Origin of the sequence: Hydrogenophaga sp., assembly GCF_018780385.1 — a bacterium.
In the GTDB taxonomy this organism is placed as follows: domain Bacteria; phylum Pseudomonadota; class Gammaproteobacteria; order Burkholderiales; family Burkholderiaceae_C; genus Hydrogenophaga.
Genome location: NZ_JADMJO010000004.1, coordinates 13,997 through 31,625 on the forward strand (window position 1 = coordinate 13,997; position 17,629 = coordinate 31,625).

Sequence of the window (17,629 nt, forward strand, 5' to 3'; positions counted from 1 at the left end):
ATCACTGCCTTGAAACGGCCCGCCTTGGCGGGCCGTTTTGCTTTCAGCCTTTCATACCTGCCGATAATCCGATCCCATGATCAAACTCATCGCCGGCCTGGGCAATCCGGGCCCGGACTACGAACACACGCGCCACAACGCCGGTTTCTGGTGGGTGGACGAGGCCGCGCGCCTGCTCAAGACCTCGCTGCAGATGGAGCGGGGTCATTTCGGCCTGGTGGCCCGGGCCAACGTTGCGGGCCAGAGCGTCTGGCTGGTGGAGCCGCAGACCTTCATGAACCTCTCGGGCAAGTCGGTGGCGTCGGTGGCGCGTTTCTTCAAGATCGCGCCCGAGGAAGTGCTGGTGGTTCACGACGAGCTGGATCTGCCGCCTGGTGAGGTGAAGCTCAAGAAGGGTGGTGGGCACGCCGGCCACAACGGGCTTCGTGACATCCACGCTCAGCTGGGCAGCCCCGACTACTGGCGCCTGCGGGTGGGCATTGGCCACCCGGGCAACAAGAACGAGGTGGCGAACTGGGTGTTGAAGAAGCCTTCGCCGGACGACCGCATCGCCATCGCCCAGGCGCTGGATCGTTGCCTCAAGGCCTTGCCGCATCTGATCGCCGGGGAAATGGACAAGGCCACCGCGCTCATCCACACCAGCAAGCCGCCACGGCCGAAGCCTCCCCGCCCGGCCAAAGCCGATCAGGAGCCCGCTGAGGGGATGCCGGGAGAAGGCTCGTCACCGGCAGCAGACAAGGGCTGACCAGCCTTTTGCAAGCGCTGGTACTTCTGCCAGAGCGTTTCGCGCGACTCGATGTGGTCGGGGTGGATCGGAATGCAGCTCACCGGGCAGACCTGCACGCACTGCGGCTCGTCAAAATGGCCCACACATTCGGTGCAGCGCGACGGGTCGATCTCGTAGATCTCCTCGCCCATGTAGATGGCCTGATTGGGGCATTCGGGCTCGCACACATCGCAGTTGATGCATTCGTCGGTGATGAGCAGGGCCATGGCGATCTGTCCTTGCTCAGGCCTGCAGCGGCGCCGGCTTGAGGCTCGCTGCAACTTGGGCGTTCACCATCTGCGACACGTCACCACCCAACTGAGAAATCTCGCGCACCAGCGTGCTGGAAATGCACTGCAGCTCGGCCTGCGGCAGCAGGAACACCGTCTCCACAGCCGGGTTGAGCTTGCGGTTCATCGCAGCCATCTGGGCTTCGTAGTCAAAGTCCGTGAGATTGCGGATGCCGCGCACCACGGCGCAAGCGCCTTGCTGGCGGCAAAAATCCATGATGAGGCCGTCAAACGGCAGCACACGCACCTGGCCAGGCATGCGTGACGCGGCTTCGGCGGCCATGTCCAGCCGCTGCTGCAAGACGAAGCGCGTCTTTTTGTGGTGCGCGATGGCCACCGCGATGATCACCTCGTCGAACAGGAGCGCGGCGCGGCGCGCGACATCTTCGTGACCCAAGGTGAGCGGGTCGAAGGTGCCGCTGTACACAGCCACACGGGGCTGTTTCGAAGGCGGAGACAGGTCGGAACTCATGGTCGGAATTATGCGCGCGGGGCTGTCAGTGCCCGCTCACTGCGCAGGCAATGGCCGCAACAGGTGAAAGGCCACCGCGCCCGCCTTGCCCTGGCGGTGCACCTGCAAGCCGAGTTGCGCGAGTTCGTCATTGAGCCAGGGCCGCGACGCCTCCAGGTAGACGAGTCCTTCGGCACCGATGGCCTGGCGCGCGGCGGTCAGGGCCGAGAGCACCAGCGCTTCGTTCTGCCCATCGGCGAACGGTGGGTCGAGAAACACCACGTCCAGGCCTTGCCCTGCGCGCTGGCGCAGCGCGGCCACGCCATCACCGCGTTCCACACGCACGCCCGTGGCCTTGAGCTTGGTGGTGACGCGGCTGAGGTTGGCGAGCAAGGCACTGTCCTGCTCCACCAGCACCACCTCGGTCGCGCCGCGCGAGGCGGCTTCCAGCCCCAGCGCACCGGTGCCGGCAAAGGCATCCGCACAGCGCAGGCCGGTGAGGTCCTGCCCGAGCCAGTTGAACAGGGTTTCGCGCACGCGCGATGGCGTGGGGCGCAGGCCGGGGCGGTCGGCCACGGGCAGCAGCGTGCGTTTCCAGAGGCCGCCAATGATGCGGATTTCATGTGGAGCGCTGGCCACGGCGCGCGCCGCGGTAACGGGAGGTTTTTTCATAGCAGTGAGCTTACGCGACGCATGAAACAACGCCAGCCCAGGAACACCGCGGAACTGGCTCTGCCAGGCCGCAGGTGTTGCCCCTGGGGGAGGCGCCGAAGGCGCTTCGGGGGGAATCCTAAGGTTTTGCCCCCACCACCACCGTGACCATTCGGTTCGGCTGCAACACCCGGGCAAACGACCGCCGGATGTCGGCCACGCTCACGCGCTCGATCTGCTGCGTCCAGGTGTCGAGGTAGTCCAGCGGCAGGCCGTTCCAGCCGATGTTGGCCACGTTGTCGAGCAGCTTGCGGTTGCTGTCGATGCGCAGCGAAAAGCCGTTCACCAAAAACGCCTTGGCGGCGCTGAGTTCGGCCTCGGTGGGGCCCTGCTCCACGAACTCGCGCACCACGTTGCGCGAGACCTCCACCGCCTGGGCCGCCTGGTCGGGGCGCGTGGTGAGGCCTATCTGGAAGGCCCCCGCGTGGCGACCGGGCGCGAAGTAGCTGAACACGCTGTAGCTCAGCCCGCGCTTCTCGCGCACTTCGGTGGTCAGCCGCGAAACGAAGCCACCACCGCCCAGGATGTAGTTGCCCACGAAGAGCGGGAAGAAGTCGGGGTCGTTTCGGGCGATGCCGGGTTGGCCGATCGCCACCTGGGCCTGCGCGGCGGCAAAGGGCAGGTGCTCGTTGATCGCGCGTTCCAGCGACTGAACCTCGGGCACCGCAGGCAGCGGCTCGCAACCGTGGGCTTTAAGCGGCGCCATGAACTGGCCCACGATGGCGTCGGCCTGGGCGCGGTCGATCGCGCCCACCAGCGTCACCTGTGCGCGGCAGGCCGCCACATGGCGGCGGTAGAAGGCCTGCATGTCGGCCACATTGATCGCGTTGAAGGTGGCGGCATCGGGCTGAAAGCCATACGGATGGGTGCCATAAACCGCTCGTGCAAAGGCGCGGCCGGCCCGTGTGCCTGGACGGTTTTCGGCTTCCTTGAGCGACGCCAGCAGACGCTCGCGATCGCGTTGCCACACGGCTTGCGGCCAGGCGGGCGCACCGATCTGGCGGGCGGCCAGGGCCACGGCGCGCTGCAGCAGGTCGGGCTCGGTCAGGGTTCGCAACGAGAGGGTGAAACGGTCTGCACTGGCCTGGGCACCGAACTGCGCGCCGAGGTCCACCCACGCTTCGCTGAGCTGGTTCTCGTCCAGCGCGGGCAGGCCCGGCTGCGCGGCCACACCATCCGACAGCAAGCCCGCCGTTGCGCTGGCCAGCCCGGCCTGGGCCGCCGGGTCGCGCCGGCTGCCACCGTCGAAGTCGAGCTGCACGTCCAGCATCGGAATGGACGGGCTGGCCACGAGGTAGACCCGCGCGCCGCTGGCATGGGTCCAGTGCTCGATGGGTATGGCCGCCTGCGCGGTGCCGAACCAACCGGCGACCCACACCGACAGCAGCACGACGGCGATGCGGGTGGACCTTGGGGCGACAGGTGTCACGGCGCGTTGTGGAAAAACATTCATTGCGGGTTCACCAGAGGTGCATCAACCATGGGACGCGCTGCGGACGCTTCGTTGCGGTTCGGGACGGGCACGAGCACGGCGGTGGTGAGCTGCTCGTCGGAGAAATAGCGCTGCGCGACCGACTGCACCTGGGCGGCCGTCACCGCGCGCAGTCGACTCATCAAGCGGGCTCCGGTGTTCAGGTCCATGCCGTTGACCCAGTAGCTGCCAAGCTCCTGCGCCTGGTTGAAGACCGAGTCGAGTTTGTAGACCTCACCCGCGGTCCATTGCGTCTTGACGCGGCGCAGCTCGGCTTCGCTGATGCCTTCGCGCGCCACGCGCTGCACCTCGGACTTCAGCGCGGCGGCGGCCATGTCGGCAGTCACGCCGCGGGCCGGCACCGCGCTGAGCGAAAAGATCTGAGGGCCGCGGCCCATGAGGCCGTAAGACGCTCCCGCGCTGTCGGCAATGCGCTTGCCCCCCGTGCCCTGGCCCTGCACCAGCGCGCGGTCGAGCCGGGCACCGCTGTAGCCATTCAGCACGGCCGACAACACCGTCAAGGCCAGGGCATCCTGGTTGGTCGCGTCTTCCGCGAGGGCACCGTTCCACTGCGGCACCTTGTAGGCCAACGCCACCACGGCCTGATCGGCCACGGCGCGGTAGTCCATGCGGCGGGGACCGGACTGCGGCGGCTCTTCGCGCGGTTTGCGCGCCGGCACCGCGCGGGCAGGGATGGGGCCGAAGTGTTTTTCGGCCAGGGCGCGGGTCTGCTCCACGTCCACGTCCCCTGCGATCACCACGGCTGCGTTGGTGGGCGTGTACCAGCGCTGGTGAAATGCGCGTGCGTCGTCGGGCGTGAGCGACTCGATGTCGCTCATCCAGCCGATGATGGGTCGGCGGTAGGGACTGGCCTGGTAGACCATGGCGTTCATCGCTTCAAACATGCGTGCACGCGGCGACTCTTCGGTGCGCTGGCGGCGTTCTTCCTTCACCACCTCGATCTCTCGCTTGAACTCGTCATCGCTCCACCGGTTGTTGGCGAAACGGTCGGCCTCGAGCTTCATCACGGCCTCCAGCGCCTGGGCCGGCACCTGCTGGTGGTAGGCCGTGGCATCGCGGCTGGTGAAGGCGTTGTCACGTCCGCCCAGGGCAGCGATGCGGCGCGAGAACTCGCCGGGCTGGAGGTCCGGCGTACCCTTGAACATCATGTGTTCAAGCACGTGGGCCACGCCCGAGGTGCCGTCCACCTCGTCGATGGAGCCCACCCGCACCCACAGCATGTGGGCCACGGTGGGCGCGCGCCGGTCGGGCCGCACGATCAACGTCATGCCGTTGGACAGCGTGAAGCTGTGTGCGACCGGCGTGCTGGAGGGGGTGGTTGAAGACTGTGCAAACGACCCGAAGGCCGCGAAAGCCAGTGCAATGGACAGTGCGGCGCGGCGCCCGTCAGGCAGGTTCGGAGTGCGTTTCATAGAATGCAATGGATTCTAGAGATGGACAAATGTTCTCGTTCTTTCGCAAAAAAGCCCCCACTGAGCCCTCACCGGCCACCCCCACCCCTTCCGCAGTCACCCCTGCGGTAGTCCCTCCCGTCGAACTGGCCGTGCCGCCACCCGCCGCGGTGCCCGTGCGCCAGGGCTGGATGGACAAACTCAAGAACGGCCTGCGCAAGACCGGATCGAGCATCGCCACGGTCTTCACCGGCACGCAGATCGACGACGCCCTGTACGAGGAGCTCGAAGCCGCGCTGCTGATGGCCGACACCGGCGTGAAGGCCACCACCCACCTGCTGGCCGATCTCAAGCGCCGGGTGAAAGACAGCAAGACCACCGACCCCGCCGCCGTCAAGGGGCTGCTGGCCGATGCCATCACCGAGCTGTTGACGCCGCTGCAGAAGCCGCTGGTCATTGGTGAGCACAAGCCCACCGTGATCATGGTCGCGGGCGTCAACGGCGCGGGCAAGACCACCTCCATTGGCAAGCTCACGCGCCATCTGGCGCAAGGCGGCGCCAGTGTGCTGCTGGCCGCGGCCGACACCTTCCGCGCCGCCGCGCGCGAACAGCTCGCGGTGTGGGCCGACCGGAACACCGTGGAAATCATCACCCAGCAGGGTGGCGACCCGGCCGCGGTCAGTTTTGACGCCGTGACCGCCGGGCGCGCGCGCGGACGAGACGTGGTGCTGGTGGACACCGCCGGGCGCCTGCCGACCCAGTTGCACCTCATGGAGGAACTGCGCAAGATCAAGCGGGTCGTGCAGAAGGCCGACCCGACCTCACCTCATGAAGTCTTGCTGGTCATCGACGGCAACACCGGCCAGAACGCCTTGATGCAGGTGAAGGCCTTCGACGAAACCCTGGGCCTCACCGGTCTCATCATCACCAAGCTCGACGGCACGGCCAAGGGTGGCGTGATCTGCGCGATCGCGCGCGAGAAGCCGGTGCCGATCTACTTCATCGGCGTGGGTGAGAAGCTGGAAGACCTGGAAACCTTCAACGCGCGCGAGTTTGCGCAGGCGCTGCTGACCTGAGCGCTCAGCTCTCGTTGTCGGCGTAATTGCGCCACTGGCCCATGGCATTGCGCATGGTGAGCAACTGGCGCTCGAAGCGGGGGCAGGCCTCGCACATCGCCATGTGCAGACGCAGGGCCATACGCTCGACCAGCGGCAGGGCGCGGTCTTCCCGAGCAATCAACAGTGCGGAGACTTGCCTGCAGGTGCGACGCAACGGGTAAATGGGCTTCATGGCGTGGTCGGGCGGGCAAACCAGTTGAGTTCCAGACATTCTCGCAACCGCAGCCGTGCCCGGTGCAACTGCACATAGAGGTTGGTCGGGGTCATTGAGAGTTCCTTACAGATCTCCTCGCTGGAAAGCTCCAGCCATTCGCGCATCAGGAACAGCCTCCCCCGCACCGCGGGCAGCTTGTCGGTGCAGGCCTCCAGCACCTCGAAGAACTGCCGGCTGTTGAGGTCCTGCTCGGGGTTGCCCCATTCGGCGGGCTTCTCGGCGAAGTGTCCGTCGGCCTTGAAGGCCATCTGCTCCAGCGGGTCGGCACCTTCGTCGTCGTTGCCGCTGGAGAGGCACACCTCGCGGTTGTTCTGCCGCAGGGCGTCGATGATCTTGTGCTTGAGGATGCCCACCAACCAGGTCTTGAGCTGGGAGCGCTGCTCAAAACCCTGCGGTCGCGAGATCGCGGCCAGCATGGTCTCGGACACCGCGTCTTCGGCCCAGGCGTCGTTGCGCAGCTGCAAGCGCGCGAATTTGAGGAGATACACCCGCAGATCGGCCACCTGTTGTTCGAATGAAGGCGTGGTGGGCGACATGGGGGCCGAGTGTAATGAAACGGGCTCGTGCCCGACGAAAGACCAGCCACAAGCTTCAAGCGCAAGCCTGCCAACCGCAGGGCCATGAACTAAGCTTCTGGCTCCACACCGAACCCGTGAGACACGCCGTGCACCCACCGCTCCCGCTCCTCACCCGCCGCCATGTGTTGCTGGCCGCCGGCATCACCGCGCTGCCCCACGCCTTGTCGCAGACCACGCCCGACTGGACGGGGATTGAAAAAGCGGCCCGGGGCCAGACCGTGTTCTGGAACGCCTGGGCCGGCAGCGAGCAGACCAACGCCTACATCCAGTGGGTGGCGCAGCAGGTACAGGCCTGGTTTGGGGTGAAGCTGCAGCACGTGAAGATCACCGACACGGCCGACGTGGTCAAACGTGTGCGCGCGGAAAAGGCCGCGGGCCGCACGGCTGCCGAGGGCACGGTGGACCTGGTGTGGATCAACGGCGAGAACTTCGCCGCCATGAAACGCGAGGGCCTGCTGTTCGGCCCCTGGGCCGAAACCTTGCCCCATTTCCGGCTTGTCGACGTGGCCAGCAAACCCACCACGCTGAACGATTTTTCCGTGCCCACCGACGGCATGGAGTCGCCCTGGGGCATGGCGCAGTTCACCTTGTTTGCGGACAGCAAACGCCTGCCACAGCCACCGCAAAACATGCAGGCCTTGCTGGCGCTGGCCCGCGCCCAACCCGGGCGCATCACCCACCCACGCCTGCCGGACTTTCACGGCACCACCTTCATCAAGCAGGCGCTGGTCGAGTTCGCACCCGATGCGAAGGCACTGGCCCAACCCGTGACCGACGCGGCCTTCGCTGCGCAGACCGCCGCGCTGTGGCCCTTCCTCGATGCGCTGCGCCCGCACCTGTGGCGCGCGGGCAAACAGTTCCCGCAGAACGGCGCTGCGGTGCGTCAGATGATGGCCGACGGCGAACTGCTGCTGGCCACCACCTTCAACCCCAACGAAGCCGCCAACGAGATCGCGGCCAAGCGGCTGCCCGCTTCCGTGGTGAGCTGGCAGTATGAAAAGGGCACGATTGGCAACACGCATTTCGTCGCCATTCCGTACAACGCACGCAGCAAGCCTGGCGCCCAGGTGCTGGCCAATTTCCTGCTCTCGCCCGCCGCGCAGGCGCGCAAGGCCGATATCGCGCACTGGGGCGACCCCACGGTGCTCGACGTGGCGCGTCTGCCCAGTGCCGAGCGTGCCCTGTTCCAGACCGGCCAACTGCCCGGCCTCGTGACCCGGGGTGCGCCCACGCTGCCCGAACCCCACGCCTCGTGGGTCGATCCGCTGGAGAAGGAATGGGCACGCCGATACGGCGTGTGATCCCTGTGACACACCACGGCCCCCTTCGCCGACTGGGCGCAGCCGCCCTGCTCGCGCTGGCGGCTGTGCCGCTGTTGTGGACTGCGTTTGAAGCGCTGAAGACCGGTGGCAGCCCTGCCGCCTGGCACGCGCTCGCGCAAGACCCAGCGCTGCCCGACGCCGCGCTGCTCACGTTGTGGACCGGCCTGGCCTCCACGCTGCTGGCCTGGTGGGGCGCGGCCGCGTTGCTGGCGCGCGGCTTCGTGCGGCATCGCCTCGCGCGCCTGCTGCGTGGCCTGCCGATGATGCTGGCCACGCCCCACGCTGCGCTGGCCATCGGCTTTCTGTTTCTGCTCGCGCCCAGCGGTTGGTTGCTGCGCGCGCTCTCGCCCTGGCTCACCGGGTTCGACAGCCCACCACCCTGGCCCACCACGCAAGACCCCTGGGGCCTGGGTCTGATCGCAGCCCTCGTGATCAAGGAAATTCCGTTCCTGCTCTGGACCGCCGCCACCCAGCTGCAGCGCGACGACGTGCGCCAACGCTGGCGCGCCGAACACGCGCTGGCGCAAACCCTGGGCTATGCGCCGCGCCGCGCCTTCTGGCTGGTGCTGTGGCCGCAGTTGTCCACGCGCCTGCGCTGGCCCTTGCTCGCGGTTCTGGCCTATGGACTCACCGTGGTCGACATGGCGCTCGTCATGGGCCCGGCGTCGCCGCCCACGCTCGCCGTGCTCGCCTGGCAATGGCTGCAGGACGCAGACCCCGCCACCTATGCGCAGGGCGCAGCCGCCGGTGTGTTGCTGGCGCTGATGGTGCTGGCGTGCAGTGCACTCTGGCAGGCTGCGCAGCAGCTGCAGCGCAAAGTACTCGCGCACGGCCACGGTTTGCGCGGTTCCTCCGCTCGAACACCTGGAACCGAACTTGGTCTGTGGCTGCTGGTGGGTGTGTACGCCGTCGTGCTGCTGGCGCTGGCCGTGGGCAGCGTCAGTGGCGTGTGGGCGTTTCCCGCCGTGTGGCCGCAGAGCTTCACCACCGCTGCCTGGCAGCAGGTGGCGCAGAGCAGCGGCACCGTGTTCACCACCCTGTGGCTCGCAACCGGCAGCAGTGCCATCGCGCTGGTGTGGAGCGTGGCCTGGCTGGAGCTGGCGCCGCGCCGCTGGGACGAGGCCTTGCGCCCGCTGCTCTACCTGCCGCTGGTGCTGCCCGCCGTGTTGTGGGTGGTGGGGTTGTATGGCGTGGGTCTGCAGTTGCGGCTGGAAGGCCAGGCCAGCGGCCTGCTGATCGCCCACACGCTCATGGTGCTGCCCTACGTGCTGCTGGCACTCAGCCCGGCCTACCTCGGTTTTGACCCGCGCTACGCACAGCTCAACGCCAGCCTGGGTCGCTCTGGCAGGGCCTTCCTGCTGCGTGTGAAGTGGCCGCTGCTCAAGCGCTCGCTGGCCTCGGCCACCGCCGTGGGTTTTGCGGTCAGCGTGGCGCAGTACCTGCCCACGCTGTATGTGGGTGCGGGCCGTTTTTCCAGCGTCACCACCGAAGCCGTCACACTCGCCTCGGGCGGGCAGCGCTCGCTCACCAGCGCCTATGCCGGCCTGCAGCTCGCGCTGCCCGTGCTGGCCTTTGCACTCGCCGCCTGGCTGGGCCGCCCCCGCCGATTCCGACACACCGCCGCATGACGCTCGCCGTTCACATCCACCGCCTCGCCACGCGCGACCACACGCTGGTGCAAGACCTGCGCATCGACGTGCCGCCCGGCCGCATCCTCACGCTGATGGGCCCCAGCGGCAGCGGCAAGAGCTCGGTGCTCGCGGCCATCGCCGGCACGCTGCACAGCGTGGCCGAGGGCAGCGAGGCCTTGCGCTTTGAAGGCACGGTGACGCTGGACGGGCGCGACCTCACAAAGTTGCCCACCGCGCAGCGCGGCATCGGCCTGCTGTTCCAGGACGACCTGCTGTTCGCCCACATGACGGTGGCCGAGAACCTGCTGTTCGCCGTGCCCGCAGGGCCGAAGCGCGAGCGGGTAGCCGAGGTGGCGCGAGCGCTGGATGAAGCGGGTCTGGTCGGTTTCGGCGAACGCGACCCGGCCACGCTCTCGGGCGGGCAGCGCGCGCGCGTGGCGCTCATGCGCGCGCTGCTCGCGCGCCCCCGGGCGCTGCTGCTCGACGAGCCGTTTTCCAAGCTCGACGCCACGCTGCGCGACCAGTTCCGCGCCTTCGTGTTCGACCACCTGCGCGAAAGCGGCGTGCCCGCCGTGCTGGTGACGCACGATACGGCCGACGTGGCCGACCCTTCACTCGTGGTGGAGCTGGGCCATGCTCGATAGCGCGATTCAACACATCCTCAAGCCGCCGCTCACCCGCGTGGCCCACACCCTCGTGCGTGCGGGCGTGGGCGCCGATGCACTCAGCTTCATCGGCTTCGCCATCGGCATGGCCGCTGCCCTGTCCATCGTTTTCCAGCACTTCATGGCGGGCCTGGTGTTGCTGTTGCTCTCGCGGCTCATGGACGGGCTGGACGGTGCGGTCGCGCGGCTCACCCAGCCCACCGACCGCGGCGGCTTCCTCGACATCACGCTGGATTTCCTGTTCTACGCGGCGATCCCGCTGGCGTTTGCCGTGGCCGACCCGGCGCACAACGCGCTGCCCGCCGCCGTGCTGCTGGGCAGCTTCATGGGCACGGCCAGCAGCTTCCTGGCCTTTGCCATCGTGGCCGCCAAGCGCGATCTCACATCCACCGAATTTCCCGACAAGAGTTTCTATTTCCTGGGTGGCCTGACCGAGGCCACCGAGACCATCGCCGCCTTCGTGGCCATGTGTCTGTGGCCGCAGTGGTTCGCGCCCATCGCCTACGGCTTCGCGGCGCTGTGCGCCATCACCACGGCGTTGCGCATCGGTTGGGGCTGGCAGCGCTTCAATTGATTTACTCAGTGTATTGAGTAAAATATCTCAATGCATTGAGTAATTTTCATGAGCACTGAAATTCAAAGAGACGGACTCAACAACTTCGTTCAGCGGTTGGGCGAGCCAAGGCGCTTCCTGCAGGTGGTGGCCGGCCCGCGCCAGGTGGGGAAGACCACCCTGGTGCGGCAGGCGCTGGCAAGGCTCGAATCGGATCGATCCCGCCCATCGATCGCGCAGCACAGCGTGAGCGCGGACAACCCCGGTCTGCAGGGTTCTGGCTGGTTGTCCACTCACTGGGAAACGGCGCGATTCCTCGCCGCACAGGCGGGAGCGTGCGTGCTCGTGCTGGACGAAGTTCAAAAGCTCCCGCGCTGGACCGACGAGGTCAAACGGCTTTGGGACGAAGACACGGCTGCGGGTCGTGATGTGCGGGTCGTGGTTCTGGGGTCCGCACCGCTGTTGATCGCCAGGGGACTGACCGAGAGCATGGCAGGCCGCTTCGAGATGACGCGTCTGGGCCACTGGCGGTACCGGGAGATGCGGGAAGCATTCGGTTTCACGCTGGACCAGTTCATCTTCCACGGTGGATATCCCGGCTCGGCACCACTGGTGGAGAACGAAACCCGCTGGGCTACCTACGTGCGTGATGCCTTGATCGAAACCACCATCTCCAAAGATGTGCTGCTGATGGCGCCGGTGCAGAAGCCCGCGCTGCTGCGGCGGCTCTTCGATCTGGCGTGCCGCTACAGCGGGCAGATGTTGAGCTACCAGAAGATGATGGGGCAACTCACCGACGCGGGCAACACCACCACGCTGGCCCACTATCTGGAGCTGCTGGAAGGCGCGGGTATGGTGTGCGGCCTGCAGAAGTACGCGGGACAAGTGCTCCGGCAGCGCGCCTCCAGTCCCAAGCTGCAGGTGTTCAACACGGCGCTGATGGGTTCCATCGCGGCATCTGAGGGCTTCGGATTCGAGCGCTTGCGGTCCACGCCCGAGCTCTGGGGCCGCATGGTGGAGAGCGCGGTGGGCGCGGAGCTGCTGGCCCGGCACGTGAGTCACAGCACCACCCAACCCTTGATCCACTACTGGCACGACAGTGGCCGCGAGGTCGATTTCGTGCTGCGCCAGGGCCGCGAGTTGTTCGCGCTGGAAGTCAAGAGCGGCATGCTCCGGGGCAACGTGTCCGGACTGAACGCATTCACCACCGCATTTCCCGGCACGCGGCCTCTGGTGCTCGGCACCGGTGGTTTGCCACTGGAGAGCTGGTTCGCTGCCGATTGATTCGCTGCCGCGGGTCCACGTCAGCAACCGCGGGGTGCCAAGGGAACGATTCTGGTTTACCGCAGCTACTCAGATGCGGTGCACGCCGCGGTACCGCAGCCACGCCTTTTCGGCCTCCACCGCCACGAACAGGCCAGCCGCCAGCGCAACGATGACGCCCCAGCTCGCGGCATCCAGCGCAGCGGTTCCGAACAGCTGCTGCATGGGCTGCGCGTAGGTCAGCAGCAGCTGGAGCACGAGCGTGATCACGCAAGTCCACACCGCGACCGGGTTGCCCAGCAAGGTCTCCCGCGTCAGGCCGCTGGCGGTGAAATGCCGCACATTGAAGAGGTAGAAAATTTCACCCACCACCATCATGTTGATGACGGTGGTGCGCGCCATCTCCAGACTGCCACCGCGCGCCAGCTGCCAGTTGAAGACGAAGAAACAGGCGCCCATGAGCAGCAGGCTCACGAACACCACGCGTGTCAGCATCCAGCGCGTGATGAGGGGTTCACTGGCCGGTCGCGGCGGACGCTGCATCACGCCGCGCTCGGCCGGCTCGAAGGCCAGCGAGATGTCCAGCGTGATGCTGGTGACCATGTTGATCCACAAGATCTGCGCTGCCGTGACCGGCATGGCCAGCCCGGCGAACACCGCGAGCAGGATCAACCCGGCCTCGCCACCGTTGGTGGGCAGCACGAACAGCAGCGACTTCTTGATGTTGTCGAACACGGTGCGGCCCTCGCGCACCGCGCCGGCGATGGTGGCGAAGTTGTCGTCGGTGAGCACCAGGTCGGCTGCCTCTCGCGCCGCGTCGGTGCCGCGCTGCCCCATGGCCACGCCGATGTCGGCGGTCTTGAGCGCGGGTGCGTCGTTCACGCCGTCACCCGTCATCGCCACCAGCTTGCCTTCGGATTGCAGCGTGGCCACCAGGCGCAGCTTGTGTTCGGGGCTGGCGCGCGCCACCACATCGGTCTGCTCCAGCCGCTCTTTCAGCGCTGCATCGTCGAGCCGGTCGATCTCGGTACCGGTCAGTGGCCGGCCATCGCGCAAGCCGATCTTGTGGCCGATGGCTGCCGCGGTGACCGCGTGGTCGCCGGTGATCATCACCACGCGGATGCCGGCGCGCTGGCACTCGGCCACCGCCACCACGGCCTCCGGGCGCGGCGGGTCCATCAGCCCCACCAGACCCAGCAGCGTAAAGCGGGGCGTGATGTCGCCCATGCTCAATGACACTGTCCCCGTCGGCCGCTCGCATTCGGCCAAGGCCAGCACACGCTGGCCTTCGGCAGCAGCCTCGTCCATGCGCACCTGCCAGGCTGCGCTGTTCAGCGGAGCGCCCCGGTCGTTGTTCACGCACAGCGACAGCACGCGCTCGGGGGCGCCCTTGAGCAACGCGAACACCCGCCCGGCGTGGTCGTGGTGCAGCGTGGCCATGAAACGGTGCTCGGACTCGAACGGAATGTCGTCCAGGCGCGGCGTGAGCGCGGCCTCGTGCGCCGGGTCCAGGCCGGCCTTGCGCGCCATCGACAACAGCGCGCCTTCGGTGGGGTCGCCCGCCAGCACCCAGCCATCGGCCGGCGTGTGGTGCAGTTGCGCGTCGTTGCAGAGCAGCGCGCAGCGGGCCAGGCGTTGAAGGTCGGCTTCCTGCATCGGATCGAGTGCCGATCCACCTTGGTGAAAGCCACCCTCGGGCGCGTAGCCCGCGCCGGTCACGTCCAGCGTGCGCCCGGCCAGCATCACGCGCACGGCGGTCATTTCGTTGCGCGTGAGGGTGCCGGTCTTGTCGGTGCAGATCACGCTGACCGATCCCAGCGTTTCCACCGCGGGCAGGCGCCGCACCACCGCGCGCTGACGCGCCATGGCCGCAGTGCCGATGGCCAGGGTGATGGTGACGATGGCGGGCAGGCCTTCGGGAATGGCCGCCACGGCCAGCCCCACCACCGCCAGAAAGAGCGCCATCGGGGGCAGGCCCCCGATGTAGGTGCCGTAGAGAAACGTGATCACGCTCACCACCCCGATCACCAGCGTGATCCGGCGCGCGAACTGGTCCAGGCGGCGCGTCAGTGGCGTGGCCAGGTTGCTCACGTCCGAGACCAGCGCACCGATCTTGCCGATCTCGGTCTGGTGGGCCGTGGCGACCACCACGCCGCTGGCCTGTCCCACCGCCACCGTGGTGCTGGCAAACGCCATGCACAAGCGGTCGCCCAGCGGCGCATCCTGCGCCACGGGTGCGGTGTCTTTCTCGGCGGGCACCGACTCGCCGGTCAGCGCGGCCTCGTCGATGCGCAGGTTCTTGGTGCGCAGCAGCCGCAGGTCGGCCGGCACGCGCGCGCCCGATTCCAGCAGCACCACATCGCCGGGCACCAGGTCAGCGGCATCGATCTCGTGACGGTCGCCTCCGCGCAACACGGTGGCCCGGCTGGCCAACATGGCGCGCACGGCATCCAGTGCACGCTCGGCCTTGCCTTCCTGCACGAAGCTGATCAGGGCGTTGATCACCACCACACCCAGGATCACCGCCGCATCAAGGTAGTCGCGCAGCCAGAACGTGACGAGTGCGGCCACGAGCAGCACGTAGATCAGCAGGTTGTTGAACTGGCGCACCACGCGCACCCACAGGGCGGTGTGCGCCACCCGTTCGATGCGGTTGGGGCCGTGCTGCGCCAGGCGCTCGGCGGCCTGGGCGGGGGTGAGGCCGGTGTCGGTGCTGCGCAGACTCTCGAACGCATCTCGGCTATCGAGTGCGTGCCAGGGTTTCGCTGCGACGGTGCCGGATTCAGCGGTTTGGGCTGTGACCATGGGATCACCTTAACCGGGTGGTACTTCCCGGGCCATGACTCACGTCAAAGGGAACATGTCCAGCCTGGCCAACTCGGCGAGCGCCTGGGGTTGGTGTAAGAATGCATCGGCCCCGGCGACCGACAGGTTGCAAACCCACACTGGAATTGTCGTGACCCTTCGAAAAATCTTGCTGCTGGCCGTGGTGCTGCTGGGCATTGCGGCTTTTTTCCTTTTCGATCTGGGCCGCTTCCTCAGCCTGGACTACCTCAAACAAAGCCAGGCGAACTTCGAGGCGCTCTACGCTGCCGAGCCGCTGAAGGTCTCGCTGGCGTACTTCACCCTCTATGTGGTGGTGACCGCGCTGTCGTTCCCCGGCGCGGCCATCCTCACGCTGGCCGGTGGGGCCATCTTTGGCCTGTGGTGGGGCACGCCGCTGGTGTCGTTTGCCTCCAGCCTGGGCGCCACGCTGGCGTTTCTGGTCTCGCGCTTCGTGCTGCGCGACAGCATCGAAGCGAAGTTCGGCAACCGCCTCGCCGAGATCAACCGCGGCATCGAGAAGGATGGCGCGTTCTACCTGTTCACGCTGCGGCTGATTCCGGTGGTGCCGTTCTTCGTGATCAACCTGGTGATGGGCCTCACCAAGATGAAGGCGCTGACCTTTTACGCGGTGAGCCAGGTCGGCATGCTGGCCGGCACGCTGGTGTACGTGAACGCGGGCACGCAACTGGCGCAGATCGATTCGCTCCAGGGCATCCTGAGCCCGGCGCTGCTGGGTTCGTTCGTGCTGCTGGGCGTGTTTCCGCTGATCGCGAAGTGGATCGTGGGCCTGCTGCAGAAGCGCAAGGTGTATGCGCGCTGGGCCAGCGTGAAGCCCGCGCGATTCGACCGCAACCTGATCGTGATCGGCGCCGGTGCGGGCGGCCTGGTGTCGGCCTACATCGCGGCGGTGGTCAAGGCCAAGGTCACGCTGGTCGAGTCCCACAAGATGGGCGGCGACTGCCTGAACTACGGCTGCGTGCCGAGCAAGGCCCTGATCAAGAGCGCCAAGCTCGCCCACCAGATGCGCCATGGCGAAACCTACGGTCTCCACAGCACGCCACCCACCTTCAGCTTCAAGGCGGTGATGCAGCGCGTGCAGGACATCGTGCGCGCCATCGAGCCGCACGACAGCGTGGAGCGCTACACGGGCCTCGGTGTGGAGGTGCTGCAAGGCCACGCGAAGCTGGTGAACCCATGGACCGTGGAGATTGCCTTGAACGACGGCAGCAAACAGACCCTCACCACCCGCAGCATCGTGATTGCCGCCGGTGCGCGGCCCTTCGTGCCGCCCCTGCCTGGTTTGGAAGACAGTGGCTACGTGACCAGCGACACCCTGTGGGAGAAGTTCGGCGAACTCGACGAAGTGCCCAAACGCCTGGTGGTGCTGGGCGGTGGACCCATTGGCTGCGAACTCGCACAGAGTTTTGCGCGGCTGGGCTCTCAGGTGACACAGGTGGAAATGGCACCGCGCGTGATGGCGCGGGAAGACACTGAGGTGAGCGAGCTGGCCCGCCAGGCGCTCATGAAAGACGGCGTGGACGTGCGCACCGGCCACAAGGCGCTGCGGGTGGAGGCCACGGGCGGCGTGAAGGCACTGGTGGTGGAGCACGCCGGCGCTGAGCAGCGGTTCGAATTCGACGAACTGCTGTGCGCCGTGGGCCGCAGCGCGCGCCTCACCGGCTATGGTCTGGAAGAGTTGGGCATCCCGACGAACAAGACGGTGGAGACCAATGAGTACCTGCAGACGCTCTACCCGAACATCTTTGCTGCCGGCGACGTGGCCGGGCCTTACCAGTTCACCCACGTGGCGGCGCACCAGGCCTGGTACGCGGCGGTCAACGCGCTGTTCGGTGACTTCAAGAAGTTCAAGGCCGACTACCGCGTGATCCCCTGGGCCACCTTCATCGACCCCGAGGTGGCGCGCGTGGGCTTGAACGAACAGGAAGCGAAGGAGCAAGGCATCGCGGTGGAGGTGACGAAGTACGGCATCGACGACCTGGACCGTGCCATTGCCGACAGCGAGGCACACGGCTTCGTGAAGGTGCTCACCGTGCCAGGCAAGGACACCATCCTGGGCGTGATGATCGTTGGCACACACGCGGGCGACCTGCTGGCCGAGTACGTGCTGGCCATGAAACACGGCCTGGGTCTGAACAAGATCCTGGGCACCATCCACACCTACCCCACGCTGTCCGAAGCCAACAAATACGCGGCCGGCGAATGGAAACGCGCGCACGCGCCGCACAGGCTGCTGGAATGGGTGGGCCGGTTCCACGACTGGCGGCGCGGATGACAAGACCTGCCAGCGACGTTTCTCGACGACGACAGGTTGCACACCGACAAGATCGACGGGAACGT

16 protein-coding genes are annotated in these 17,629 nt (G+C 67.0%); 8 read left to right on the forward strand and 8 right to left on the reverse strand.

Annotated elements, in window-relative coordinates:
- Positions 1-76: 76 nt before the first annotated feature.
- A complete protein-coding gene (gene pth, locus IV113_RS04355; protein ID WP_291081226.1) occupies positions 77-745 on the forward strand; it encodes an aminoacyl-tRNA hydrolase in 669 nt (222 codons plus the stop codon).
- Here pth and IV113_RS04360 read toward each other — a convergent pair.
- From IV113_RS04360 to IV113_RS04380, 5 genes are all read right to left on the reverse strand, one after another.
- A complete protein-coding gene (locus IV113_RS04360; protein ID WP_291081228.1) occupies positions 685-993 on the reverse strand; it encodes a YfhL family 4Fe-4S dicluster ferredoxin in 309 nt (102 codons plus the stop codon). The genes pth and IV113_RS04360 overlap by 61 nt on opposite strands.
- Positions 994-1,009: 16 nt before the next feature.
- On the reverse strand, positions 1,010-1,528 hold the full coding sequence (gene coaD, locus IV113_RS04365) for a pantetheine-phosphate adenylyltransferase (protein WP_291081230.1): 519 nt from the start codon (positions 1,526-1,528) through the stop codon (positions 1,010-1,012).
- Positions 1,529-1,564: 36 nt separating this feature from the next.
- Complete coding sequence (rsmD, locus tag IV113_RS04370) at positions 1,565-2,179, reverse strand: 16S rRNA (guanine(966)-N(2))-methyltransferase RsmD (RefSeq protein WP_291081232.1); 615 nt, start codon at positions 2,177-2,179, stop codon at positions 1,565-1,567.
- Between the two features lie 118 nt (positions 2,180-2,297).
- Positions 2,298-3,647 carry a pitrilysin family protein gene (locus tag IV113_RS04375; protein WP_291081234.1) on the reverse strand — a complete coding sequence of 450 codons (1,350 nt, stop codon included), beginning with the start codon at positions 3,645-3,647 and terminating at the stop codon, positions 2,298-2,300.
- 20 nt (positions 3,648-3,667) lie between these two features.
- Positions 3,668-5,122: a pitrilysin family protein gene (locus tag IV113_RS04380; RefSeq protein ID WP_291081235.1), complete on the reverse strand. Its 1,455-nt coding sequence runs from the start codon at positions 5,120-5,122 to the stop codon at positions 3,668-3,670.
- A gap of 29 nt (positions 5,123-5,151) precedes the next feature.
- Here IV113_RS04380 and ftsY point away from each other — a divergent pair, with 29 nt between their 5' ends.
- Positions 5,152-6,177 carry a signal recognition particle-docking protein FtsY gene (gene ftsY / locus IV113_RS04385; RefSeq protein ID WP_291081237.1) on the forward strand — a complete coding sequence of 342 codons (1,026 nt, stop codon included), beginning with the start codon at positions 5,152-5,154 and terminating at the stop codon, positions 6,175-6,177.
- A gap of 4 nt (positions 6,178-6,181) precedes the next feature.
- Here ftsY and IV113_RS04390 read toward each other — a convergent pair whose 3' ends face one another.
- Positions 6,182-6,391, reverse strand: coding sequence for a zf-HC2 domain-containing protein (locus IV113_RS04390; protein WP_291081240.1), 210 nt, complete (start codon positions 6,389-6,391; stop codon positions 6,182-6,184).
- On the reverse strand, positions 6,388-6,969 hold the full coding sequence (locus IV113_RS04395; protein WP_291081242.1) for a sigma-70 family RNA polymerase sigma factor: 582 nt from the start codon (positions 6,967-6,969) through the stop codon (positions 6,388-6,390). The genes IV113_RS04390 and IV113_RS04395 overlap by 4 nt, the downstream gene beginning before the upstream one ends.
- A 128-nt stretch (positions 6,970-7,097) precedes the next feature.
- Here IV113_RS04395 and IV113_RS04400 point away from each other — a divergent pair, with 128 nt between their 5' ends.
- From IV113_RS04400 to IV113_RS04420, 5 genes are read left to right on the forward strand one after another with little or no spacing between them, the layout of a single operon-like run.
- Entirely contained in the window at positions 7,098-8,312 is a 1,215-nt protein-coding gene (locus IV113_RS04400) for an ABC transporter substrate-binding protein (RefSeq protein WP_291081244.1), read from the forward strand.
- The gene (locus IV113_RS04405) at positions 8,288-9,961 is read left to right on the forward strand and encodes an ABC transporter permease (protein WP_291081246.1); all 1,674 of its coding nucleotides are present in this window, start codon (positions 8,288-8,290) and stop codon (positions 9,959-9,961) included. Before IV113_RS04400 ends, IV113_RS04405 begins: the two co-directional genes overlap by 25 nt.
- Positions 9,958-10,608: an ATP-binding cassette domain-containing protein gene (locus IV113_RS04410; protein ID WP_291081248.1), complete on the forward strand. Its 651-nt coding sequence runs from the start codon at positions 9,958-9,960 to the stop codon at positions 10,606-10,608. The genes IV113_RS04405 and IV113_RS04410 overlap by 4 nt, the downstream gene beginning before the upstream one ends.
- Complete coding sequence (locus IV113_RS04415; RefSeq protein WP_291081250.1) at positions 10,598-11,203, forward strand: CDP-alcohol phosphatidyltransferase family protein; 606 nt, start codon at positions 10,598-10,600, stop codon at positions 11,201-11,203. The genes IV113_RS04410 and IV113_RS04415 overlap by 11 nt, the downstream gene beginning before the upstream one ends.
- A gap of 48 nt (positions 11,204-11,251) precedes the next feature.
- Positions 11,252-12,466, forward strand: coding sequence for an AAA family ATPase (locus tag IV113_RS04420; RefSeq protein ID WP_291081252.1), 1,215 nt, complete (start codon positions 11,252-11,254; stop codon positions 12,464-12,466).
- 69 nt (positions 12,467-12,535) lie between these two features.
- On the opposite strand, the gene IV113_RS04425 is transcribed toward IV113_RS04420, so the two are convergent.
- Entirely contained in the window at positions 12,536-15,250 is a 2,715-nt protein-coding gene (locus IV113_RS04425; RefSeq protein ID WP_291081254.1) for an HAD-IC family P-type ATPase, read from the reverse strand.
- A gap of 151 nt (positions 15,251-15,401) precedes the next feature.
- On the opposite strand from IV113_RS04425, the gene IV113_RS04430 reads away from it, so the two are divergent.
- On the forward strand, positions 15,402-17,564 hold the full coding sequence (locus tag IV113_RS04430) for a bifunctional TVP38/TMEM64 family protein/FAD-dependent oxidoreductase (RefSeq protein ID WP_291081256.1): 2,163 nt from the start codon (positions 15,402-15,404) through the stop codon (positions 17,562-17,564).
- Positions 17,565-17,629: the final 65 nt, after the last annotated feature.

Coding starts and splice junctions, on each gene's coding strand:
- pth (WP_291081226.1), top strand. CDS start 77: ATGATCAAACTCATCGCCGGCCTGGGCAATCCGGGCCCGGACTACGAA.
- IV113_RS04360 (WP_291081228.1), bottom strand. CDS start 993: ATGGCCCTGCTCATCACCGACGAATGCATCAACTGCGATGTGTGCGAG.
- coaD (WP_291081230.1), bottom strand. CDS start 1,528: ATGAGTTCCGACCTGTCTCCGCCTTCGAAACAGCCCCGTGTGGCTGTG.
- rsmD (WP_291081232.1), bottom strand. CDS start 2,179: ATGAAAAAACCTCCCGTTACCGCGGCGCGCGCCGTGGCCAGCGCTCCA.
- IV113_RS04380 (WP_291081235.1), bottom strand. CDS start 5,122: ATGAAACGCACTCCGAACCTGCCTGACGGGCGCCGCGCCGCACTGTCC.
- ftsY (WP_291081237.1), top strand. CDS start 5,152: ATGTTCTCGTTCTTTCGCAAAAAAGCCCCCACTGAGCCCTCACCGGCC.
- IV113_RS04390 (WP_291081240.1), bottom strand. CDS start 6,391: ATGAAGCCCATTTACCCGTTGCGTCGCACCTGCAGGCAAGTCTCCGCA.
- IV113_RS04395 (WP_291081242.1), bottom strand. CDS start 6,969: ATGTCGCCCACCACGCCTTCATTCGAACAACAGGTGGCCGATCTGCGG.
- IV113_RS04405 (WP_291081246.1), top strand. CDS start 8,288: ATGGGCACGCCGATACGGCGTGTGATCCCTGTGACACACCACGGCCCC.
- IV113_RS04410 (WP_291081248.1), top strand. CDS start 9,958: ATGACGCTCGCCGTTCACATCCACCGCCTCGCCACGCGCGACCACACG.
- IV113_RS04415 (WP_291081250.1), top strand. CDS start 10,598: ATGCTCGATAGCGCGATTCAACACATCCTCAAGCCGCCGCTCACCCGC.
- IV113_RS04420 (WP_291081252.1), top strand. CDS start 11,252: ATGAGCACTGAAATTCAAAGAGACGGACTCAACAACTTCGTTCAGCGG.
- IV113_RS04425 (WP_291081254.1), bottom strand. CDS start 15,250: ATGGTCACAGCCCAAACCGCTGAATCCGGCACCGTCGCAGCGAAACCC.